The organism is Pseudomonas sp. Z4-20 (genome assembly GCF_051131955.1).
Lineage (GTDB): Bacteria > Pseudomonadota > Gammaproteobacteria > Pseudomonadales > Pseudomonadaceae > Aquipseudomonas > Aquipseudomonas marvdashtae.
The window spans coordinates 253339-272887 of record NZ_CP071641.1; the positions used below are offsets into that span (position 1 = coordinate 253339).

Here is a 19549-nt window from a genome sequence, read left to right on the forward strand (position 1 = left end):
CCCAGGAACTTGCGATGAATACCGAAGGACTTTCTGAAGTCGCCGTAAAAGACGCTCAACCCGTGGTCGAGCAAGTCGTCGAGACCCCGCCGGAGCTGGAGCCCGCTCCCCCGGCCGTCACCGAGCCGGCCCCGGCTCCGGCGATTGCCATCCCGAACCTGGATGACAGCAGCCTGTACATCCATCGCGAGCTGTCGCAACTGCAATTCAACATCCGTGTGCTGGAACAGGCGCTGGATGAGTCCTATCCGTTGCTGGAGCGGCTGAAGTTCCTGCTGATTTTTTCCAGCAACCTGGACGAGTTCTTCGAAATTCGCGTCGCCGGCCTGAAGAAGCAGATCACCTTCGCCCGTGAACAGGCCGGCGCCGACGGCCTGCAACCGCACCAGGCCTTGGCGCGTATCAGCGAACTGGTCCACGGTCACGTGGACCGCCAGTACGCGATCCTCAATGACATCCTGTTGCCGGAGCTGGAAAAGCATCAGGTGCGCTTCATCCGTCGCCGCAACTGGAATACCAAGATCAAGACTTGGGTGCGCCGTTATTTCCGCGACGAGATCGCGCCGATCATCACCCCGATCGGTCTCGACCCGACGCACCCGTTCCCGTTGCTGGTCAACAAGAGCCTGAACTTCATCGTCGAACTGGAAGGCATCGACGCCTTCGGTCGCGATTCCGGCCTGGCGATCATTCCAGCGCCGCGCCTGCTGCCGCGAATCATCCGTGTGCCGGAAGACGTCGGCGGCCCAGGCGACAACTATGTGTTCCTGTCGTCGATGATCCATGCCCATGCCGATGACCTGTTCCAGGGCATGAAGGTCAAGGGTTGCTATCAGTTCCGCCTGACCCGAAACGCCGACCTGTCGGTGGACACCGAGGACGTCGAAGACCTGGCCCGCGCCTTGCGCGGCGAGTTGTTCTCCCGTCGCTACGGTGATGCGGTGCGCCTTGAAGTGGCCGACACCTGTCCAAAACACCTGTCCGACTACCTGCTCAAGCAGTTCAACCTGCATGAGACCGAGCTGTACCAGGTCAACGGCCCGGTCAACCTGACCCGACTGTTCAGCATCACTGGCCTGGACAGCCATCCGGAACTGCAATACTTGCCGTTCACGCCGCAGATCCCGAAACTGCTGCAAAACAGCGAGAATATTTTCAGCGTGATCAGCAAGCAGGACATCCTGCTGCTGCACCCGTTCGAGTCGTTCACGCCGGTGGTCGACCTGCTGCGCCAGGCCGCCAAGGACCCGCACGTCCTAGCGGTGCGCCAGACGCTGTATCGCAGCGGCGCCAATTCGGAAATCGTCGATGCCCTGGTGGACGCGGCGCGAAACGGCAAGGAAGTCACGGCGGTGATCGAATTGCGGGCGCGCTTCGATGAGGAATCCAATCTGCAGCTGGCCAGCCGTCTGCAAGCGGCCGGTGCGGTGGTCATCTACGGCGTGGTCGGCTACAAGACCCACGCCAAGATGATGCTCATCTTGCGCCGTGAAGCCGGTGAGATCGTGCGTTACGCCCACTTGGGCACCGGCAACTACCACGCCGCCAACGCCCGCCTGTACACCGACTACAGCCTGCTGACCTCCGACGACGCCTTGTGCGAAGACGTCGGCAAGTTGTTCAGCCAGTTGATCGGCATGGGCAAGACGCTGCGCATGAAGAAGTTGCTGCATGCCCCGTTCACCCTGAAAAAGGGCATGCTCGACATGATCGCCCGGGAGACGCAGTTCGCCCTGGACGGCAAGCCGGCGCACATCATCGCCAAGTTCAACTCGCTGACCGATCCGAAGATCATCCGTGCGTTGTACAAGGCCAGCCAGTCGGGCGTGCGTATCGATTTGGTGGTGCGCGGCATGTGCTGCCTGCGGCCAGGCATCCCAGGGGTCTCCCACAACATCCACGTGCGCTCGATCATCGGGCGGTTCCTGGAGCACACGCGGGTGTTCTACTTCCTCAACGGCGGCGAGGAGCAGATGTTCCTGTCCAGCGCCGACTGGATGGAGCGCAACCTCGACAAGCGTGTCGAGACCTGCTTCCCGGTGGAAGGCAAGAAGCTGATCCTGCGGGTCAAGAAAGAGTTGGAAAGCTACCTCACCGACAATACCCACAGCTGGAGCCTGCAGTCGGACGGCCGCTACATCCGCAACACGCCGACCGGCAACCAGAACCCGCGCAGCGCCCAGGCGACCTTGCTGGATCGCCTGAGCAGCCCGGTGTTGGCTGTTCGTTAAACGTCCGGAGACGAGCTTGGCTTTTGTGGCGAGGGAGCTTGCTCCCGCTGGGCTGCGAAGCAGCCCTGAAGCCATTCAGCTCGGTGTGTCAGGGGAAATTCCATTTCAGACAGATCCTGCGACTGCTGCGCAGCCGAGCGGGAGCAAGCTCCCTCGCCACAAGGGTGGGTGTTGTCGCCGGACTCAATGAATATTCAGCATGATCCCGACCCGAGTCAGCCATTCCGCTTCCTGGGCAAAGTCGGCCTGGGTCAGTTGGTTCTCTTCCAGCCAGCCTTCAGGAAACAGCACGTCCAGTTCATCGCCATCAGCCCGCAGGACCACTTGGGGCATTTCCTGGGTGCCGCGGATGTGGTGGAACAGGATTGCGAAGCGCAGCAACACGCACAGGCGAATCAGCTTGATGCCGTCATCGCCGAACTCGGCAAATTTATCCTTGGGAATGTTGCGCCGGTGGCCGCGGACCAATAGCGCGAGCATCTGCTGGTCTTCCCGGGAGAAACCCGCCAAGTCCGAGTGCTCGATCAGGTAGGCGCCGTGCTTGTGGTAGTGATAATGGGCGATATCGAGGCCCACCTCATGGACCTTGGCGGCCCAACCCAGCAACTCGCGCCAGACCCCGTCGTTCAAGTCCCAGTCATCGGCCACCTGGTCGAAGGCATGCAGCGCCTTGCGCTCGACCCGCGCCGCCTGCTCCTGGTCGACGTGATAACGCTCCATGAGCGAGCCCAGGGTACGTTCGCGCACGTCTTCGTGATGATGACGCCCCAGCAGGTCGTACAGCACGCCTTCGCGCAGGGCGCCCTCGCAGTGGTCCATGCGTTGCAGTTCGAGGGCGTCAAAGATCGCCTCGAGAATCGCCAGGCCCGCCGGGAAAATCGCCCGGCGGTCGGGCTTGATGCCTTCGAAATCGATCTTGTCCGCTTCACCGAGCTTGAACACCTTGCGCTTGAGCCAGCCCAGGCCCTCGGCGTTGACTTCGCCAGTGCCATGGCCGCCGGCCTTGAGCGCCAGGCCGATGGCCCGGATGGTTCCTGAGGAGCCGATGGCTTCGTCCCAGGTGAGGCGGTGCAGCGCATGCTCGATGCTCATGATTTCCAGGCGCGCCGCCGTGTAGGCCTGGGCGTAGCGGGCCGGGGTGATCTTGCCGTCGCGGAAATAACGCTGGGTGTAGCTGACGCAGCCCATCTGCAGGCTTTCACGCAGCAGCGGCTCGAAGCGCTGGCCGATGATGAACTCGGTACTGCCGCCGCCGATGTCCGCCACCAGGCGCTTGCCCGGGGTGTCGGCCAGGGTGTGGGAGACGCCAAGGTAGATCAGGCGGGCTTCTTCGCGGCCGGAAATGACTTCCACCGGATGGCCGAGGATCTCTTCGGCGCGGCGGATGAACTCGCCCCGGTTGCGCGCCTCGCGCAGGGCATTGGTGCCCACGATCCGCACGGCACCCAGGGGCATGCCGTTGATCAACTGGGCAAAACGTTTCAGGCAATCGAGCCCGCGCTGCATCGATTCTTCGCTGAGCTTGCGCTCTTCATCGATACCTGCGGCCAGCTGAACCTTCTCGCCGAGTCGCTCAAGAATGCGGATTTCCCCGTTCTGGGCCTTGGCGACGACCATGTGGAAGCTGTTGGAGCCCAGGTCAATGGCAGCGATCAGGGACAGATTCTTGGCTTGGGATGGCGGCATGGTCAAAAAGTCTCGGTCGATAACCTCGCCATCCTGCCACGATCGACCGCTTACGCCAACGCGCCTGAACCAAACCCTTGAGCCAGAGCAGCCTGCAGGATGTCTTTGTGGCGAGGGAGCTTGCTCCCGCTGGGCTGCGCAGCAGCCCCAAAGCAATCAACCCGGAACAGCAGGAATCGGTAGGCAGATCCTGCGACTGCTATGCAGTCGAGCGGGAGCAAGCTCCCTCGCCACAAGCGCTTTCACTGACCGTCAGGCAGGCTCGACCATGCCGATGAAGTTCGCCAACTCCGCCGTCTGCGGGACGGCGAACAGCACCTTGGGATCGCCCACCTCATGCACCTTGCCCTGGTGCATGAACACCAGCTTGTCGCCCACTTCCCGGGCAAAGCGCATTTCATGGGTGACCATGATCAGCGTCATGCCTTCCTTCGCCAATTGCCGCACCACGCTGAGCACTTCATTGACCAGCTCCGGGTCCAGGGCCGAGGTGATTTCATCGCACAGCAGCACTTTCGGCGACATCGCCAGCGCGCGGGCAATCGCGACCCGTTGCTGTTGGCCTCCGGACAAGCGGTCGGGGAATGCATCGAATTTCTCGCCGAGCCCGACCCGTTCCAGCATCTGCCGCGCCAGCTCGGCCGCCTTGGCCTTGGGCACTTTTTGCACAACCTGCGGCGCCAGCATGACGTTCTCGCCGACCGTCAGGTGCGGGAACAGGTTGAACTGTTGGAACACCATCCCGACTTTCTGACGCAGGCTGCGTAAATCGGCGCGGGCGGCATCGAGGTATTCGCCATCGACTTCGATCACACCGTCGTTGATCGACTCCAGGCCATTGAGGGTGCGCAGCAAAGTGGATTTTCCCGAGCCACTGCGGCCGATGATCGCCACCACCTGGCCTTCCTCGACGCTCAGGTCGATGCCTTTGAGTACGTGATGATCGCCATAGTATTTATGCAGGGCGGTAATTCTAAGCAGAGGCATGCAGTCTCCTTTCCAGGTAGCGCGCACTGAGGGACAAGGGGTAGCAGAGCAGGAAGTAACCGAGGGCGACCAGGCCATAGACCATGAACGGTTCGAAGGTGGCGTTGGCGAGCATGCCGCCGGTCTTGGTCAGCTCGGTAAAGCCGATGATCGACGTCACTGCCGTGCCCTTGACCACCTGCACGGAAAAGCCCACGGTCGGCGCCACGGCGATGCGCAGGGCCTGGGGCAGGATCACGTAGCGCAACTGCTCCAGTGGGTTGAGGGCCAGGCTCGCCGAGGCTTCCCATTGACCGTTGGAAATCGAGTCGACACACCCGCGCCAGATCTCTGCCAGGTAGGCGCTGGTAAACAGCGTCAAGGCGATGGCCGCCGCCGTCCACGGCGAAATCTCCACCCCGGCCAGGGCCACGCCAAAGAACACCAGGAACAATTGCATCAGCAACGGCGTGCCCTGGAACAACTCGATGTAGGTGCGGGCGATATTGCGGGGCAGGGCGCTTTTGGAGATGCGCAGCACCATGACCAGCAACCCGATCACGCCACCGCCGATAAACGCCACCAGCGACAGCGCCAAGGTCCATTGCAGGCCCGTGAGCAGGTTGCGCACCACGTCCCAGAAGGTGAAATCGCTCATTGGCTGCTCCTGGCGATGTAGCGACGCCCGATCCAATTGAGGAACTGACGGATCAACAGCGCCATGCACAAGTAGATCAGTGTCGTCAGCGCATAGGTTTCGAACGCGCGGAAGTTGCGCGACTGAATGAAGTTAGCGGCAAAGCTCAGCTCTTCGGTGGCGATTTGCGAACAGACCGCCGAGCCAAGCATCACGATGATGATCTGGCTGCTCAGCGCCGGCCAGACCTTGCCCAGCGCCGGCAGCAGGACCACGTGGCGAAACGCTTCGAAGCGACTCATCGCCAGGGCCGCAGCGGCTTCCAATTGCCCTCGCGGGATAGCCTGGATGCCGGCGCGGATGATCTCGGTGGAATACGCGCCAAGATTGATCACCATCGCCAGCACCGCGGCCTGCCATTCGGAAATCTGCAGGCCCAGGGACGGCAAGCCGAAGAAGATAAAGAACAACTGGACCAGGAACGGCGTGTTGCGGATCAACTCCACGTACACGCCAAAGATCGCCGCGAACGGACGGATATTCCACGCCCGGACTACCGCGCCAACGATGCCCAGGCCGACCCCGAGCAACGTGCCGATGGCCGTCAGTTCCAGGGTGAACAGCGCGCCGCGCAACAGCAGCTCGGTGTTTTGCACCACCGGCAGGAAATCGAACTGATAAGCCATGCTCAGCCTCTCAAGCGACGGTCAGAGATCGGCCGGCAGCGGCTGCTTGAGCCAGGTCTGGGAATTTTTCTCCAGGCTGCCGTCGGTCTTGGCGGTGGCGAGGATCTGGTTGACTTTGTCCAGCAGCGCCGGCTCGTTCTTGTTCACGCCCACGTACACCGGGGAGTCCTTGAGTTTCACTTTCAACGCCGGAACGCGCTTGGGGTTGCGTTCGCTGATGGCGACCATCACCACGTTGCCGCTGGCGATCAGGTCAACCTGGCCGGCCAGGTAGGCGGCGATGGTCGAGTTGTTGTCTTCGAAGCGCTTGATGGTGGTGCCTTCGGGGGCGACCTTGCTCAGCTCGATGTCTTCGATGGCGCCACGGGTGACGCTGATGGTCTTGCCCTTGAGGTCGTCCAGGGTGTTGATGGCGGCGTCAGGCGGGCCGAACACCGCCAGGTAGAACGGCGCATAGGCGCTGGAGAAGTCGATGACCTTTTCCCGCTCCGGGTTCTTGCCCAGGCTGGAAATCACCAGGTCGACCTTGCCGGTGGTCAGGAACGGAATGCGGTTGGTGCTGTTGACCGGCGTCAGCTCAAGCTTGACCTTGAGCTGGTCGGCCAGCAGTTTCGCCGTGTCGATGTCCAGGCCGCGGGGCTTCATGTCCGGGCCGACCGAACCGAAGGGCGGGAAGTCCTGGGGCACCGCGACCTTGAGCGTGCCGCGCTTGACCACGTCTTCCAGGCCATCGGCGTGGGCGGGCAGCTGGGTGAGCATCAGGCTGGCAAACAAGGCTGTGAGCAGAACGCTGCAACGCTGAATCATGGCGAATCTCCGCAATCGGTGATGTGATTTCTGCGTTCGGACAGAGCACAGGCCATGCCAAGCAGCCGTTGGGTCCTCCAAAGCCGCAGGTTTGCTGGTGGGACGCGGTCTTACTGGTCTGAACAGTTGCGCGGTTTTTCGCACCTTTATCGGGCGTCGGTATTGGCCGCCGAACCCCGCTGGGGCACGACTTGCCGGGCGCTGTGAATAGCTTTACAACTAGCCGCTCAGTGGCCTGGTTCGTCTGAAAAACATGAATTCCATCTCCCGTGCCGTTCCTGAAGTGGCGCTGCAAGCCATTCGCAAACTGATCGCCGACCAAGGCTTCGGTCCGGGGGATTCGCTGCCCTCGCAACGGGACCTGGCGCTGCAGTTGGGCGTGAGTCGAGCGTCGTTGCGCGAGGCGCTTTCATCGTTGAGTGCGCTGGGGATGATCAGCGTCCAGCCGGGCAAAGGGGTGTTCGTGCAATCACCGGCAAGGGTGCTCACCAATGATCCGGCGCCGGGCTGGCCGTTCGCGTCCCAGGTTTCGCCTGTGGATATCTTCCAACTGCGTTATGCCCTGGAGGGGTTCGCGGCCGGGTTGGCGGCGGTGACGTTGAGCGCTGATGACCTCGATACGCTGGATGACAATGTCCAAGCCATGCGCCGGGAGTTGAAGGCAGGGGACTTCGACGCCGCAGCGCGGCTGGATTTCGACTTCCATCGACAGATCCTTCTGGCCAGTGGAAATCAGGCGATGCTGAGTATTCTTACCGCCAGCGCGGAGATCTTCCTGGAAAGTCAGAAGCTACCGTTCATCAGGGCGGAGCGGGCGATGGAAACCTGGCAGGAGCATCGCAAGATCCTTCGTGCCCTGGCTCGTCGCGCTTCGGGCGCCGCGCAAAAAGCCATGCAGGAACATGTACGTAACGCTGCCCTGCGTACCGGTATTTCTTTCGTTGCGCCTGCCGCTTCGTGAGGCGAGCCATACCCAAAGCCATCGAGCGTCATAGCGAGACTCAATCAACTGCGGCTTCCTGAACCCGGGAAGGGCAGCTATGATGGGCCACGTTTTTTTGCTGATGACCCCGGAGATTTCCATGAGCAGCGATCTGATCAAACACGTTAGCGACGCTAGCTTCGAAGCTGACGTACTCAAGGCCGAAGGCGCGGTACTGGTCGACTATTGGGCTGAGTGGTGCGGTCCTTGCAAAATGATCGCTCCGGTCCTGGACGAGATTGCCGAGACTTACAAGGGCAAGCTGACCGTTGCCAAGCTGAACATCGACGAGAACCAGGAAACCCCGGCCAAGCACGGCGTGCGCGGTATCCCGACGCTGATGCTGTTCAAGAACGGCAACGTCGAGGCCACCAAGGTCGGCGCGCTGTCGAAGTCGCAACTGGCTGCTTTCCTCGACGCCAACATCTAAGCGCCGAATGCCACTGGAAAAGCCCCGCAAATCGCGGGGCTTTTTCGTTATCCGGGGCTAGACGCTTGCAAACCCAGGTGGTACATTCGGCCCCGCACTGGTTTCTCCATTGCCCCCTGCAAGCCGTCGCCGACGCTCTCCTTTCGAATAAGTACGCGATCCTGTCGCCTTCTCCGCGGCGCGGCCTCATTAAGCCAAAAGCTTAATTTCCCCCTCCATAAATGATTACGTCATTCCTATATGAATCTGACTGAACTCAAGCAAAAGCCGATTACCGAACTGCTCGAATTGGCCGAACAGATGGGCATAGAAAATATGGCCCGTTCGCGCAAGCAGGACGTGATTTTCTCCCTGCTCAAGAAGCACGCGAAAAGCGGCGAGGAAATCTCTGGTGATGGCGTGCTGGAGATTCTCCAGGACGGCTTCGGCTTTCTCCGCTCCGCAGACGCTTCCTACCTTGCCGGCCCAGACGATATCTACGTCTCGCCGAGCCAGATCCGCCGCTTCAACTTGCGCACCGGTGACACCATCGTTGGCAAGATCCGACCTCCGAAGGAAGGCGAGCGTTATTTCGCGCTGCTCAAGGTCGACACGATCAACTTCGACCGTCCGGAAAACGCCAAGAACAAGATTCTCTTCGAGAACCTGACGCCGCTGTTCCCGACCGTGCGCATGAAGATGGAAGCCGGCAACGGTTCCACCGAAGACCTCACCGGTCGTGTCATCGACCTGTGCGCACCCATCGGCAAAGGCCAGCGCGGTCTGATCGTGGCTCCGCCGAAAGCGGGCAAGACGATCATGCTGCAGAACATCGCGGCCAACATCGCCCGTAACAACCCTGAAGTTCACCTGATCGTGCTGCTGATCGACGAGCGTCCGGAAGAAGTGACCGAGATGCAGCGTACTGTGCGCGGCGAAGTGGTTGCCTCGACGTTCGACGAGCCGCCGACCCGCCACGTGCAGGTTGCCGAAATGGTGATCGAAAAGGCCAAGCGCCTGGTCGAGCACAAGAAGGACGTGGTGATCCTGCTCGACTCCATCACTCGTCTGGCCCGTGCCTACAACACCGTGATCCCGAGCTCCGGCAAGGTCCTGACCGGTGGTGTCGATGCCCATGCCCTGGAGAAACCGAAGCGTTTCTTCGGCGCCGCGCGGAACATCGAAGAAGGCGGCTCGTTGACCATCATCGCCACCGCGCTGGTTGAAACCGGCTCGAAGATGGACGAAGTGATCTACGAGGAGTTCAAGGGTACCGGCAACATGGAACTGCCCCTGGACCGTCGCATCGCCGAGAAACGAGTGTTCCCGGCCATTAACATCAACCGTTCCGGCACCCGTCGCGAAGAATTGCTGACCGCCGATGACGAGTTGCAGCGCATGTGGATCTTGCGCAAGCTGCTGCATCCAATGGATGAAGTGGCAGCCATCGAGTTCCTGATCGACAAGCTGAAGACGACCAAGACCAACGATGAGTTCTTCCTGTCGATGAAACGCAAGTAAGTCGAACAGGCCAGCAAGAGCCGGGGAAACCCGGCTTTTTGCTATCTGTGCATTCACTATTGCGAACGGGCGGCGTTAAACTCGGGGCCCCCGAACGTCACGGTCACCATGAGGCTTTGCATGCAGTATCGCGACTTGCGCGACTTTATCAGCGGTCTGGAACAGCGCGGCGAGCTCAAGCGCATCCAGGTGCCCGTGTCCCCTGTGCTGGAAATGACCGAGGTCTGCGATCGCACCTTGCGCGCAAAAGGCCCGGCGCTGCTGTTCGAGAACCCGACCGGCTACGACATTCCGGTATTGGGCAACCTGTTTGGCACGCCGGAGCGCGTGGCGCTGGGCATGGGCGCCGAGGCGGTCAGCGAATTGCGCGAAATCGGCAAGCTGTTGGCATTCCTCAAGGAACCCGAGCCGCCGAAGGGGCTGAAGGACGCCTGGTCGAAGCTGCCGATTTTCCGCAAGATCATTTCCATGGCGCCGAAAGTCGTCAAGGACGCAATCTGCCAGGAAGTGGTAATCGAAGGCGACGATGTCGACCTGGCCATGCTTCCGGTGCAGACCTGCTGGCCGGGCGACGTCGGGCCGCTGATCACCTGGGGCCTGACCGTCACCAAGGGGCCAAACAAGGATCGCCAGAACCTCGGTATCTATCGTCAGCAAGTGATTGGCCGCAACAAGGTCATCATGCGTTGGCTGAGCCATCGGGGCGGTGCGCTGGATTATCGTGAGTGGTGCGAAAAACACCCTGGCCAGCCTTTCCCGGTATCGGTGGCCCTGGGCGCGGATCCGGCGACCATCCTCGGCGCCGTCACGCCGGTGCCGGACAGCCTCTCCGAATATGCATTTGCCGGCCTGCTGCGGGGCAATCGCACCGAACTGGTGAAATGCCGAGGCAACGACCTGCAAGTGCCGGCCACGGCCGAGATCATTCTCGAGGGCGTGATCCACCCGGGCGAAATGGCAAACGAAGGTCCTTACGGCGATCACACCGGCTATTACAACGAGGTGGACAGCTTTCCGGTATTCACCGTTGAACGCATCACCCATCGGATCAAGCCGATTTATCACAGCACCTACACCGGTCGTCCACCCGATGAGCCGGCGATCCTCGGCCTGGCGCTGAACGAAGTGTTCGTACCGATCCTGCAGAAGCAATTCCCGGAGATCACCGATTTCTACCTGCCACCGGAAGGCTGCTCGTATCGCATGGCCGTGGTAACCATGAAGAAGTCGTATCCAGGGCATGCCAAGCGAGTCATGTTGGGCGTTTGGTCGTTTTTACGACAATTCATGTACACCAAATTCGTTATTGTCACTGACGACGATATCAATGCACGAGACTGGAACGATGTGATCTGGGCCATCACCACGCGCATGGACCCCAAGCGCGACACGGTAATGATCGAGAACACACCGATCGATTATCTCGACTTCGCCTCGCCGGTGTCCGGCCTGGGGTCGAAGATGGGGCTCGATGCCACGCATAAATGGCCCGGTGAGACCACGCGTGAATGGGGCCGGGTTATCGTCAAGGATGAGGCCGTTACCCAACGGATCGATGCCATCTGGAATCAGTTAGGAATAGATTGATGCGTGTAACGTTGCAGCCTTCCGGCGCGGTGCTGGAGATACAGCCGGCCGAGCGGATTCTCGATGGCGCGCGGCGCCTGGGCTACGAATGCCCGCAAAGCTGCCGCAATGGCAACTGTCACGTCTGTGGCGCGTTGCTGGTGGAGGGCCGCGTGAAGCAGGCCGCAGAGGTGCGCGATCACGGTGAGATCTTCACCTGCATCGCCGAGCCCCTGGAGGATTGCGTGCTGCTATGGGATGGCGTGCTGGCGCCGGGAGAATTGCCGGTACGCAGCCTGGCATGTCAGGTTATCGAGTGCGCCGAAGTAGGCGGCGATGTCTGGCGGGTACGCCTGCGTGCGCCAGCGGGCAAGCCGCCGCGCTATCACGCAGGGCAGTATTTGATGATCGAGCGGGAGAACGGTGAAAAGTCAGCGTTCTCCCTGGCTTCTGCACCGCACTCGGGGCGCGAGCTGCAATTGCATGTATTGGTGCGCGAAAGCAGTGCGCAGAGCCTTTTAGAGCAGCTGCAGCGCAACCCCAACGTGCGCATCGAAATGCCTTTTGGCGACACACATCTGTCCGAGCTGCCGGATGGCCCGCTGGTATTGATCGCCGCCGGGACCGGCATGGCGCAGATGCACAGCCTCATCGAGCACTGCCGCGCGCAGGGGTTCAAGCACCCGGTACATCTGTATTGGGGCGTGCGGCGTCCGGAAGATTTCTATGAGATCGAGCATTGGGACGAATGGAAGTCGCTGCCCAATCTGTACTTGCACAAAGTCGTCAGCGATTTGTGCGGCTGGGAAGGGCGCTGCGGCATGCTCCACGAAGCGGTCTGCGAGGACATCGACGATCTTTCGGGTGTCTACGTCTACGCCAGCGGTTCGCCAGCGATGATCTACGCCACGCTCGATGCGCTGGTGGAAGCCGGCATGGATGCCCATCAGATGCGTGCCGATGTGTTTGCATACGCACCGCGGGCTTAAGCCCCGTTCGTCCAATCCAGGCTCGGTGAGCTCTTTGTGGCGAGGGAGCTTGCTCCCGCTCGGTTGCGCAGCGACCGCCTCATCTGGGACTGCTGCGCAGTCCAGCGGGAGCAAGCTCCCTCGCCACAAGAACGAAGGCCCGTCGATATAACACCTTATATTTCGTTTCGATATTTAGTCTTTGGGCTAGATACCGATAACGTATATAGAAGTCCGATGGCATCTAACTTGCCTTCGTTCCTGGTAAACGCCAGCCCCTTGGCGTTGTCAATTCGCGAGGAGCCAACCGCTACCGGCCATGACCGCTATCGAATCCGCCATAACCTGCGCCCTTTACCCGCCACGACTCGAATGGGGTCCACAGCTGACCCGCGAGCAATTGCTCGCCTCGATGCAGTCAACCATGAGCCTTCACCAGGGCGGCCCGGTCTGGCTGTTCGCCTACGGTTCGTTGATCTGGCGGCCGGAATGCACGGCAGTGGAGCGGTTGCGCGGTCGGGTCCACGGTTATCATCGCGGATTGTATCTGTGGTCTCATGAGCACCGCGGTACACCCGAATTGCCGGGCTTGGTGTTTGGGCTGGATCGCGGCGGTTCTTGCAGCGGTTTCGCTTACCGGTTGCCACAAGAGAATCTTGAAGATTCGCTGTTTGCCCTCTGGCAACGCGAAATGCCGGTCCCGTCCTACCGTCCGCACTGGCTCACCTGCCGTCTTGAGGATGGCACTCGGGTCCAAGCGTTGGGTTTCGTGTTGGAGCGACACTTGCCCAGCTATGCCGGCAATCTGCCGGATCATGTGCTGAGCCAAGTGTTCGAAAGTGCCTGCGGGCGTTATGGCACGACTCGCGATTACGTCGAGCAGACCATCCACGCCCTGCGCAGCCACGCCATGCCAGACCGGAATCTGGAGGCGCGGCTCAGGCGCTGCCAATCAACGCTGGATCAGACGACCGCTTCGCGGCTCTGACTGGCGATTTGCTTGTGCCACAGGGTGGGCGCCAGGAATGCCATTGCCAATAGGCAGGCACCGATCAACAGTACGAAGCCGCCGTCCCAGCCGAAGTGGTCCACGGTGTAGCCCATGGCGGCGCTGGCCGCGACCGAGCCGCCCAGGTAACCGAATAACCCAGTGAAGCCCGCGGCGGTACCGGCGGCTTTCTTCGGCGCCAGCTCAAGCGCTTGCAAGCCGATCAGCATGACCGGGCCGTAGATCAGGAAGCCGATGGAAACCAGGGCGATCATGTCGACGGTCGGGTTGCCGGCCGGGTTCAGCCAGTACACCAGGGTCGCCACGGTCACCAACGCCATGAACACCATGCCGGTCAGGCCACGATTGCCACGGAAGATCTTGTCGGACATCCAGCCACACAACAGCGTGCCCGGAATACCTGCCCATTCGTAGAAGAAGTAAGCCCAGGAGCTCTTGTCCACCGTGAAGCCCTTGGCTTCCTTGAGGTAGGTCGGCGCCCAGTCCAGCACGCCGTAGCGCAACAAGTAGACGAAGACGTTGGCCATGGCGATGTACCACAGCATCTTGTTGTGCAGCACGTACTTGACGAAAATTTCCTTGGCGCTGAATTCGTTTTCGTGGCTGGCGTCGTAGCCTTCAGGGTAGTCGTTCTTGTATTTCTCGATTGGCGGCAGGCCCACCGATTGCGGGGTGTCGCGCATGGTCGCGAAGGCAAATACCGCGACGAACAGCGCCACCGTGGCCGGCACATAGAAGGCCGCGTGCCAATCATTGAACCAGGCCATGCCCAGCAGGAACAGCGGACCGATCAGGCCGCCGCCGACGTTATGCGCCACGTTCCACACCGACACCACGCCGCCACGTTCCTTCTGCGACCACCAGTGCACCATGGTCCGTCCGCTCGGCGGCCAGCCCATGCCTTGGGCCCAGCCGTTGATGAACAGGAGGATGAACATGATGGTTACGCTGGACGTTGCCCACGGTGCAAAACCGAAAACGAACATCACACCGGCTGACACCAACAATCCAAATGGCAGGAAGTAGCGTGGATTGGAGCGATCGGACACCAGGCCCATCAAGAATTTCGACAATCCGTAGGCAATGGCAATGGCCGACATGGCCAAGCCCAATTGGCCGCGGGTGTAACCCTCGTCGATGAGGTATGGCATGGCCAGGGAGAAATTTTTGCGCAGCAGGTAGTAACCCGCATAGCCAATGAAAATCCCGGCGAAAATCTGCCAGCGAAGGCGTCGGTAGGTGCTGTCTATTTTTTCTTCAGGCAGGACTGCCTGGTGTGCGGCTGGTCGGAAGAAGGCAAACATTCAAGTGCTCCAGTTCTTGTTATAACGGCGGATGCGAATGTTACAGTTTCGTTACCGAAAATAGCATCGCTCGTTGTCGCGTAAATAGTGGAAATTTCGATTGGTGATGTTCTTAAGCGAACATGTCGCGTGCGTATAAGCTAATGGCGCTGTGGGAATCGTGGTTCGCAGAAAGAAAAAGGCCAGAACCACCTCATCAGCGGTTCTGGCCTTTTTGTCCGACTGGTTTCAACGCACCTGCACAACCACCTTCCCCACAGCCTTGCGCTGCCCAAGGTCATTGATCGCCTGTGCGGCGTTGCTCAGCGGGTACACCTGTGACACCAGCGGCTTGAGCTTGCCTTCGGCGAACCAGCCGAACAATTGCTGGAAGTTGGCAGCGTTGTCTTGGGGCTGGCGCTGGGCGAATGAGCCCCAGAACACGCCGACCACGGCGGCGCCCTTGAGCAGGGCCAGGTTCACCGGCAGTTCGGGGATGCGTCCGCTGGCGAAGCCGACGACCAGCAACCGGCCGTTCCAGGCGATGGCGCGGATGGCCTGGTCGAACAGGTCTCCGCCCACCGGATCGTAGATCACGTCGGCGCCCTGGCCGTCGGTCAGGCGCTTGATCTCGTCCTTGAGGCTGGTTTCGCTGTAGTTGATCAGTTCGTCGGCGCCGGCGGCCTTGGCCACGGCGAGTTTCTCCGCGCTGCTGGCGGCGGCGATGACCCTGGCGCCCATGGCCTTGCCGATTTCCACCGCCGCCAGGCCGACACCGCCGGAGGCGCCGAGCACCAGCAGGGTTTCACCGGGTTGTAAGTTGGCCCGCTGCTTGAGGGCGTGCATCGAGGTGCCGTAGGTCATGCTGAAGGCGGCAGCGGTGTTGAAGTCCATGGTCGAAGGAATCGGCAACACGTTGTAGCCCGGTACCGCCACCTGCTCGGCGAAGCTGCCCCAACCGGTGAGCGCCATGACCCGGTCGCCGACTTTCAGATGGCTGACCTTTTCTCCCACTTCACGGACGACGCCCGCCGCTTCGCCGCCCGGGGAAAACGGGAAGGGTGGCTTGAACTGGTATTTGCCCTCGATGATCAAGGTGTCAGGAAAATTCACCCCGGCGGCATGCACGTCCAGCAGCACTTCATTCTTCTTTACGACGGGACTGGCGACGTCTTCCAGCACCAGCGATTCGGCGGGACCGAACTCTTTGCACAGCACGGCTTTCATCAGGGCTATTCCTTTGGGAGTGATGGCCGATAAGTGTAGGTGTGAGAGTCAAGGGGTCAACGAGCATGCCCCGCCCTGATAGCTGTTCATAAGCTTGTGCTTGGACGGCGGGTCGGTATGCTGGGCCGCAAATCGGATGAGGAGTCGAATGTGAAAGCGTGGATCATGTTGTTGCTGGCCCTGTCGTTGCCTGTGGCTGCGATGGCCGAAGAAGCCAAAGAGGGCGAGGCGCCGCCGAAGGTCAGCTACATCACCCTGAGCCCACCGTTCGTGGGCAATTATGGGCTGGACGGTACGACGAAGCTGAAGGTCTACAAGGCCGACGTTGCCTTGCGCGTGACCGGCGATGCCGCCGCTGCAGCGGTGAAGGCAAACGAGCCGTTGATTCGCAATCAATTGGTGGCGCTGTTTGCCCAGCAGACCAGCGAGACCATGAATAACCTCGAAGCCAAGGAAAAGCTCCGTCAGGAAGCGTTGAAGCAGACCCAGCAGGTCATGAACGACGAGACCGGCAAGCCGATGGTTGAGGATCTGTTGTTCAACAACCTGATCATCCAGTAAGCCCAATCACGCCGGTCAGCGGCCAGCCGCATCTTGTTCAAGATTTCAATGCAATGACCGCCGCCCACTGTTCGGCCGTTACCGGCATCACCGACAAGCGTGAGCCTTTGTGCACCAGCGGCATCTCGGCCAGGGCGGCCTGCTGTTTCAGGTAGTCGAGCTTCAGGACTCGGGAGAACGTCTCGACATGGGCCACGTCGATCGCAGTCCAGGGATTTTTCTCCAGGCTGGCCTTGGCGTCGAAGTAATGGCTGTCAGGCTCAAGAGCCGTTGGGTCGGGGTAGGCGGCCTTGATGATTTTGCCGATCCCGGCGATCCCGGGCTCGGGGCAGCTGGAGTGGTAGAAAAAAAATGAGTCGCCGACTGTCATGGCTCGCAGAAAGTTGCGCGCCTGATAGTTGCGAACCCCGTCCCAGCGCGCTTGGCCGAGCTTTTCCAGGCCTTGGATGGACAATTCGTCGGGCTCGGATTTCATCAGCCAATAGGCCATGATTTCTACTCCTGGGGGATGTTGAGTTAAAAAAGTTCAGCGATTTTATGACAAACCGACAGTCGGTTGACGCCAGAGTTTGCGTGTGGGTTCAGGTTGCCGCAAAATGCCGGCCTTCCAAGCTTGACGCTGCTGCACGGCCAATAAGAAAACCGCTGCTGTCATCGTGTGTGATCTGCCTTGAGGGGGGCAATCGATGAAACGCAAACCGGATTTGTTGTGGGTACTGGTCATCCTGTTCGGCCTCGGGGTCGTAACCACGGGTTACGCCCAGAGTTTATGGAGCAATAAGACCGATGCTCCGGTGGAAATCACCCAACCAGCGCCCTCGCTCAAGCGCTGAGCTTCTTTTCCAGGACGCCGCTATTCTCGCGGCGTCTCTCGTGCAAAGTACCAACGCCTGTCGCTGACCGTTCCCTGTAGCGGTACATCCCAGCTTGCCTGCGCCAATCGTTCGACTTTCTGACACTCGTGGGCCAAGCCCAGCAACGTCGGCTTGCGCCATTGTCTGCGTCGCGACAGGTACGCCAGGCTGCGGTCATAAAAGCCGCCACCCATGCCCAGTCGACCTCCCGCATCGTCAAATCCGACCAGCGGCAACAGTACCAAGTCCAGTGTCCAGACCTTGCGCTGCCGGGCGATATTCTTGCGCGGTTCAGGGATACGAAAGCGATTGGGCTGCATCTTCTCGCCGGGCTGGATTCGCTGGAAGACCATCTTGGTTTGCGGCCATGGGCTGAGTACCGGCAGGTAGACCGCCTTGCCCCGGCGTTGGGCGGCGCGCAGTAGCAGGCGCGGATCGATCTCGCCGTCGTTGGGCAGGTAGAGGGCGATGTGTCTGGCGCGGCGAAACAGCGGATGCTGGGCCAGTTGCCGATTAAGCCCGCGAGCAGCTTGCCGCTGCTGGGCCGGTGTCAGGGCGCGACGGGCCTGGCGCAGCAGGCGTCGAAGTTGCGGGCGAGGCAGCAACGCAGGTTCAGTCATATCGATGCTTCCGATTCGGCGACATCGGACAGCGTAACCGCAAACGATGCGACCAGAAATGCCAAACGCCAGAAACGACAATGCCAGTCATCAATGACTGGCATTGTTTCGAGAATCAGGCTCCCCGGATGAACCGCTGTCGGCTTAGCCCTTGAACCCGAAAGTTCAAGGTGGAAGTTGCAGGAGGCGTTAAGGCTTTCCGTCAAGCGGACATGCACACCGGCCCCAACGTGCAACCCCCGTGGTTGTGCGTATCGGCTCAGGGACATCACCAACTGGCAAGCACCCCAGGGAGTGACGTCAGTATACCCCAGGCAGCCGCCCGAATCAGCCCTTGCTGACGTCCGGATCGGTGGCGAGTACCAGATCCACCCGATCGAGCAGGTCGCGAACCTGTTCACGGGTCGAGCCACTGACCTGTACGTCCGGCGTATCCTGGCGGTGAAGCAGGTCGTGGGTGATGTTCAAGGCGGCCATCACGGCGATGCGATCAGCGCCGATGACTTTGCCGCTGCTGCGGATCTCGCGCATCTTGCCGTCCAGGTAACGGGCGGCGCTCACTAGGTTGCTGCGCTCTTCCTGGGGACAGATGATCGAATACTCTTTATCGAGGATCTGCACGGTAACGCTATTGCTTGAACTCATGAGTCTTGCTCCAGGGCCTTGAGGCGCGAAATCATCGATTCGACCTTACGCCGGGCGATTTCGTTTTTTTCAATGAGGTGCGCGCGTTCCTCGCGCCAGGTTTTTTCCTGAGCTAATAGGAGTCCGTTTTGGCTCTTAAGTTGCTCGACCCGGTCAATTAGCAACTCGAGTCTGGCCATCAGCGCTTGCAGGTCGGTGTCTTCCATTGTGTCCACTGAAGATTGTGTCTGATGGGGGATAAGGGTCGCACAGCCTTTAATGGTCTTGGCGAGTCTGTCGATGTAGGATACAAGGCCTCCATTCTAGACATAGCGCCGTCTGGCGCCTAGCTGCCCATGCCCATTCAGAATTCCCCGTATCAAGCCTTTGCCACCCTGCTGAGCACCAGCGGTCATCCTGTCTCGCCCGCCGAATTGCATGGCCTGCTGCTCGGCCGCAGCTGTGCCGGCGCCGGTTTCGATGCCGACGGCTGGTTGGCCGACGCTGCCGAACTGCTTGAAGGCGAGCCGGCGGACAACGTGCGCAACGCGCTTATCGGCCTGCAGGAAATGGTCAAGGGCGAGTTGACCAGCGACGACATGACCGTGGTTCTGCTGCTGCCCACCGATGATGCGCCATTAGCCGAACGCGCCGCTGCGCTGGGCCAGTGGTGCCAGGGTTTCCTCGCGGGCTTCGGCCTGACCCGTCGCGAATACGCGTTGAGCGAGGAGGCAAAAGAAGTGTTGCAGGACCTGGCGGCGATCTCTCAGGTGCAGGATGCCCTCGAAGAATCCGACGACGGCGAAAGCGACTACATGGAAGTGATGGAATACCTGCGGGTCGCGCCATTGCTGCTGTTCACCGAGACCAAGAAAACCGATGCAGCGGCCGCCAAGCCGTCCTTGCACTGAT

The 19549-nt window shown here is 60.6% G+C and carries 21 protein-coding genes and 1 other RNA gene; 10 read left to right on the top strand and 12 right to left on the bottom strand.

The features are described 5' to 3' along the window. The first annotated feature begins 14 nt into the window (after positions 1–14). Positions 15–2231 carry a polyphosphate kinase 1 gene (gene ppk1, locus J3P82_RS01215; RefSeq protein ID WP_434560057.1) on the top strand — a complete coding sequence of 739 codons (2217 nt, stop codon included), beginning with the start codon at positions 15–17 and terminating at the stop codon, positions 2229–2231. 183 nt (positions 2232–2414) lie between these two features. On the opposite strand, the gene ppx is transcribed toward ppk1, so the two are convergent. The 5 genes from ppx to J3P82_RS01240 form a co-directional block, all read right to left on the bottom strand. Then, positions 2415–3917, bottom strand: a complete 1503-nt coding sequence (gene ppx, locus J3P82_RS01220) for an exopolyphosphatase (RefSeq protein ID WP_434560059.1) — start codon at positions 3915–3917, stop codon at positions 2415–2417. A 252-nt stretch (positions 3918–4169) separates the two neighbouring features. Next, positions 4170–4904 (bottom strand): amino acid ABC transporter ATP-binding protein, encoded by a 735-nt coding sequence (locus J3P82_RS01225; protein ID WP_434560061.1) that lies wholly within the window; start codon positions 4902–4904, stop codon positions 4170–4172. Beyond that, positions 4891–5541 (bottom strand): amino acid ABC transporter permease, encoded by a 651-nt coding sequence (locus tag J3P82_RS01230; protein ID WP_434560063.1) that lies wholly within the window; start codon positions 5539–5541, stop codon positions 4891–4893. Before J3P82_RS01230 ends, J3P82_RS01225 begins: the two co-directional genes overlap by 14 nt. Then, positions 5538–6206: an amino acid ABC transporter permease gene (locus J3P82_RS01235; protein WP_434560065.1), complete on the bottom strand. Its 669-nt coding sequence runs from the start codon at positions 6204–6206 to the stop codon at positions 5538–5540. The genes J3P82_RS01230 and J3P82_RS01235 overlap by 4 nt, the downstream gene beginning before the upstream one ends. A gap of 21 nt (positions 6207–6227) precedes the next feature. Continuing rightward, positions 6228–7013, bottom strand: coding sequence for a transporter substrate-binding domain-containing protein (locus J3P82_RS01240; protein ID WP_434560067.1), 786 nt, complete (start codon positions 7011–7013; stop codon positions 6228–6230). A 253-nt stretch (positions 7014–7266) separates the two neighbouring features. Here J3P82_RS01240 and J3P82_RS01245 point away from each other — a divergent pair, with 253 nt between their 5' ends. From J3P82_RS01245 to J3P82_RS01270, 6 genes are all read left to right on the top strand, one after another. Then, the gene (locus J3P82_RS01245; protein ID WP_434560069.1) at positions 7267–7974 is read left to right on the top strand and encodes a FadR/GntR family transcriptional regulator; all 708 of its coding nucleotides are present in this window, start codon (positions 7267–7269) and stop codon (positions 7972–7974) included. A 121-nt stretch (positions 7975–8095) separates the two neighbouring features. Then, positions 8096–8425 carry a thioredoxin TrxA gene (trxA, locus tag J3P82_RS01250; RefSeq protein WP_003206727.1) on the top strand — a complete coding sequence of 110 codons (330 nt, stop codon included), beginning with the start codon at positions 8096–8098 and terminating at the stop codon, positions 8423–8425. A 240-nt stretch (positions 8426–8665) separates the two neighbouring features. Then, positions 8666–9925, top strand: coding sequence for a transcription termination factor Rho (rho, locus tag J3P82_RS01255; RefSeq protein WP_017845130.1), 1260 nt, complete (start codon positions 8666–8668; stop codon positions 9923–9925). A gap of 120 nt (positions 9926–10045) precedes the next feature. Next, a complete protein-coding gene (gene ubiD / locus J3P82_RS01260; RefSeq protein ID WP_434560071.1) occupies positions 10046–11512 on the top strand; it encodes a 4-hydroxy-3-polyprenylbenzoate decarboxylase in 1467 nt (488 codons plus the stop codon). Beyond that, positions 11512–12480, top strand: a complete 969-nt coding sequence (locus J3P82_RS01265; protein WP_434560072.1) for a CDP-6-deoxy-delta-3,4-glucoseen reductase — start codon at positions 11512–11514, stop codon at positions 12478–12480. The genes ubiD and J3P82_RS01265 overlap by 1 nt, the downstream gene beginning before the upstream one ends. Positions 12481–12778: 298 nt before the next feature. Further along, entirely contained in the window at positions 12779–13447 is a 669-nt protein-coding gene (locus J3P82_RS01270; protein ID WP_434560074.1) for a gamma-glutamylcyclotransferase, read from the top strand. Here J3P82_RS01270 and glpT read toward each other — a convergent pair. Beyond that, positions 13423–14772, bottom strand: coding sequence for a glycerol-3-phosphate transporter (gene glpT, locus J3P82_RS01275; protein WP_434560076.1), 1350 nt, complete (start codon positions 14770–14772; stop codon positions 13423–13425). The two genes, J3P82_RS01270 and glpT, sit on opposite strands and share 25 nt — an antisense overlap. Before the next feature lie 228 nt (positions 14773–15000). Further along, a complete protein-coding gene (locus J3P82_RS01280; RefSeq protein ID WP_434560078.1) occupies positions 15001–15978 on the bottom strand; it encodes an NADPH:quinone oxidoreductase family protein in 978 nt (325 codons plus the stop codon). Positions 15979–16128: 150 nt separating this feature from the next. On the opposite strand from J3P82_RS01280, the gene J3P82_RS01285 reads away from it, so the two are divergent. After that, on the top strand, positions 16129–16539 hold the full coding sequence (locus J3P82_RS01285) for a flagellar basal body-associated FliL family protein (protein ID WP_186612798.1): 411 nt from the start codon (positions 16129–16131) through the stop codon (positions 16537–16539). Positions 16540–16576: 37 nt separating this feature from the next. On the opposite strand, the gene J3P82_RS01290 is transcribed toward J3P82_RS01285, so the two are convergent. Continuing rightward, positions 16577–17029 (bottom strand): EVE domain-containing protein, encoded by a 453-nt coding sequence (locus J3P82_RS01290; protein ID WP_434560080.1) that lies wholly within the window; start codon positions 17027–17029, stop codon positions 16577–16579. Positions 17030–17225: 196 nt separating this feature from the next. Between J3P82_RS01290 and J3P82_RS01295 the strand changes: the two genes are divergently transcribed. Beyond that, entirely contained in the window at positions 17226–17372 is a 147-nt protein-coding gene (locus J3P82_RS01295; protein ID WP_434560082.1) for a hypothetical protein, read from the top strand. Between the two features lie 20 nt (positions 17373–17392). Here the strand turns inward: J3P82_RS01295 and J3P82_RS01300 are convergent, their stop codons facing one another. From J3P82_RS01300 to J3P82_RS01315, 4 genes are all read right to left on the bottom strand, one after another. After that, the gene (locus J3P82_RS01300; protein WP_434560084.1) at positions 17393–18013 is read right to left on the bottom strand and encodes a 5-formyltetrahydrofolate cyclo-ligase; all 621 of its coding nucleotides are present in this window, start codon (positions 18011–18013) and stop codon (positions 17393–17395) included. A 117-nt stretch (positions 18014–18130) separates the two neighbouring features. Next, positions 18131–18310, bottom strand: a non-coding RNA gene (gene ssrS, locus J3P82_RS01305) — 6S RNA. A 30-nt stretch (positions 18311–18340) separates the two neighbouring features. Further along, positions 18341–18658: a cell division protein ZapA gene (locus tag J3P82_RS01310; RefSeq protein WP_039590276.1), complete on the bottom strand. Its 318-nt coding sequence runs from the start codon at positions 18656–18658 to the stop codon at positions 18341–18343. Continuing rightward, entirely contained in the window at positions 18655–18864 is a 210-nt protein-coding gene (locus J3P82_RS01315; protein WP_003177365.1) for a TIGR02449 family protein, read from the bottom strand. Before J3P82_RS01315 ends, J3P82_RS01310 begins: the two co-directional genes overlap by 4 nt. Before the next feature lie 129 nt (positions 18865–18993). On the opposite strand from J3P82_RS01315, the gene J3P82_RS01320 reads away from it, so the two are divergent. Next, positions 18994–19548 (top strand): YecA family protein, encoded by a 555-nt coding sequence (locus J3P82_RS01320; protein WP_072342955.1) that lies wholly within the window; start codon positions 18994–18996, stop codon positions 19546–19548. The last annotated feature ends 1 nt before the right edge of the window (position 19549 follow it).

Coding starts and splice junctions, on each gene's coding strand:
- ubiD (WP_434560071.1), top strand. CDS start 10,046: ATGCAGTATCGCGACTTGCGCGACTTTATCAGCGGTCTGGAACAGCGC.
- J3P82_RS01270 (WP_434560074.1), top strand. CDS start 12,779: ATGACCGCTATCGAATCCGCCATAACCTGCGCCCTTTACCCGCCACGA.
- trxA (WP_003206727.1), top strand. CDS start 8,096: ATGAGCAGCGATCTGATCAAACACGTTAGCGACGCTAGCTTCGAAGCT.
- ppx (WP_434560059.1), bottom strand. CDS start 3,917: ATGCCGCCATCCCAAGCCAAGAATCTGTCCCTGATCGCTGCCATTGAC.
- J3P82_RS01315 (WP_003177365.1), bottom strand. CDS start 18,864: ATGGAAGACACCGACCTGCAAGCGCTGATGGCCAGACTCGAGTTGCTA.
- J3P82_RS01290 (WP_434560080.1), bottom strand. CDS start 17,029: ATGGCCTATTGGCTGATGAAATCCGAGCCCGACGAATTGTCCATCCAA.
- ppk1 (WP_434560057.1), top strand. CDS start 15: ATGAATACCGAAGGACTTTCTGAAGTCGCCGTAAAAGACGCTCAACCC.
- J3P82_RS01265 (WP_434560072.1), top strand. CDS start 11,512: ATGCGTGTAACGTTGCAGCCTTCCGGCGCGGTGCTGGAGATACAGCCG.
- J3P82_RS01240 (WP_434560067.1), bottom strand. CDS start 7,013: ATGATTCAGCGTTGCAGCGTTCTGCTCACAGCCTTGTTTGCCAGCCTG.
- J3P82_RS01310 (WP_039590276.1), bottom strand. CDS start 18,658: ATGAGTTCAAGCAATAGCGTTACCGTGCAGATCCTCGATAAAGAGTAT.
- J3P82_RS01295 (WP_434560082.1), top strand. CDS start 17,226: ATGAAACGCAAACCGGATTTGTTGTGGGTACTGGTCATCCTGTTCGGC.
- J3P82_RS01230 (WP_434560063.1), bottom strand. CDS start 5,541: ATGAGCGATTTCACCTTCTGGGACGTGGTGCGCAACCTGCTCACGGGC.
- J3P82_RS01245 (WP_434560069.1), top strand. CDS start 7,267: ATGAATTCCATCTCCCGTGCCGTTCCTGAAGTGGCGCTGCAAGCCATT.
- J3P82_RS01235 (WP_434560065.1), bottom strand. CDS start 6,206: ATGGCTTATCAGTTCGATTTCCTGCCGGTGGTGCAAAACACCGAGCTG.
- J3P82_RS01280 (WP_434560078.1), bottom strand. CDS start 15,978: ATGAAAGCCGTGCTGTGCAAAGAGTTCGGTCCCGCCGAATCGCTGGTG.
- J3P82_RS01320 (WP_072342955.1), top strand. CDS start 18,994: ATGCCCATTCAGAATTCCCCGTATCAAGCCTTTGCCACCCTGCTGAGC.
- J3P82_RS01300 (WP_434560084.1), bottom strand. CDS start 18,013: ATGACTGAACCTGCGTTGCTGCCTCGCCCGCAACTTCGACGCCTGCTG.
- rho (WP_017845130.1), top strand. CDS start 8,666: ATGAATCTGACTGAACTCAAGCAAAAGCCGATTACCGAACTGCTCGAA.
- glpT (WP_434560076.1), bottom strand. CDS start 14,772: ATGTTTGCCTTCTTCCGACCAGCCGCACACCAGGCAGTCCTGCCTGAA.
- J3P82_RS01225 (WP_434560061.1), bottom strand. CDS start 4,904: ATGCCTCTGCTTAGAATTACCGCCCTGCATAAATACTATGGCGATCAT.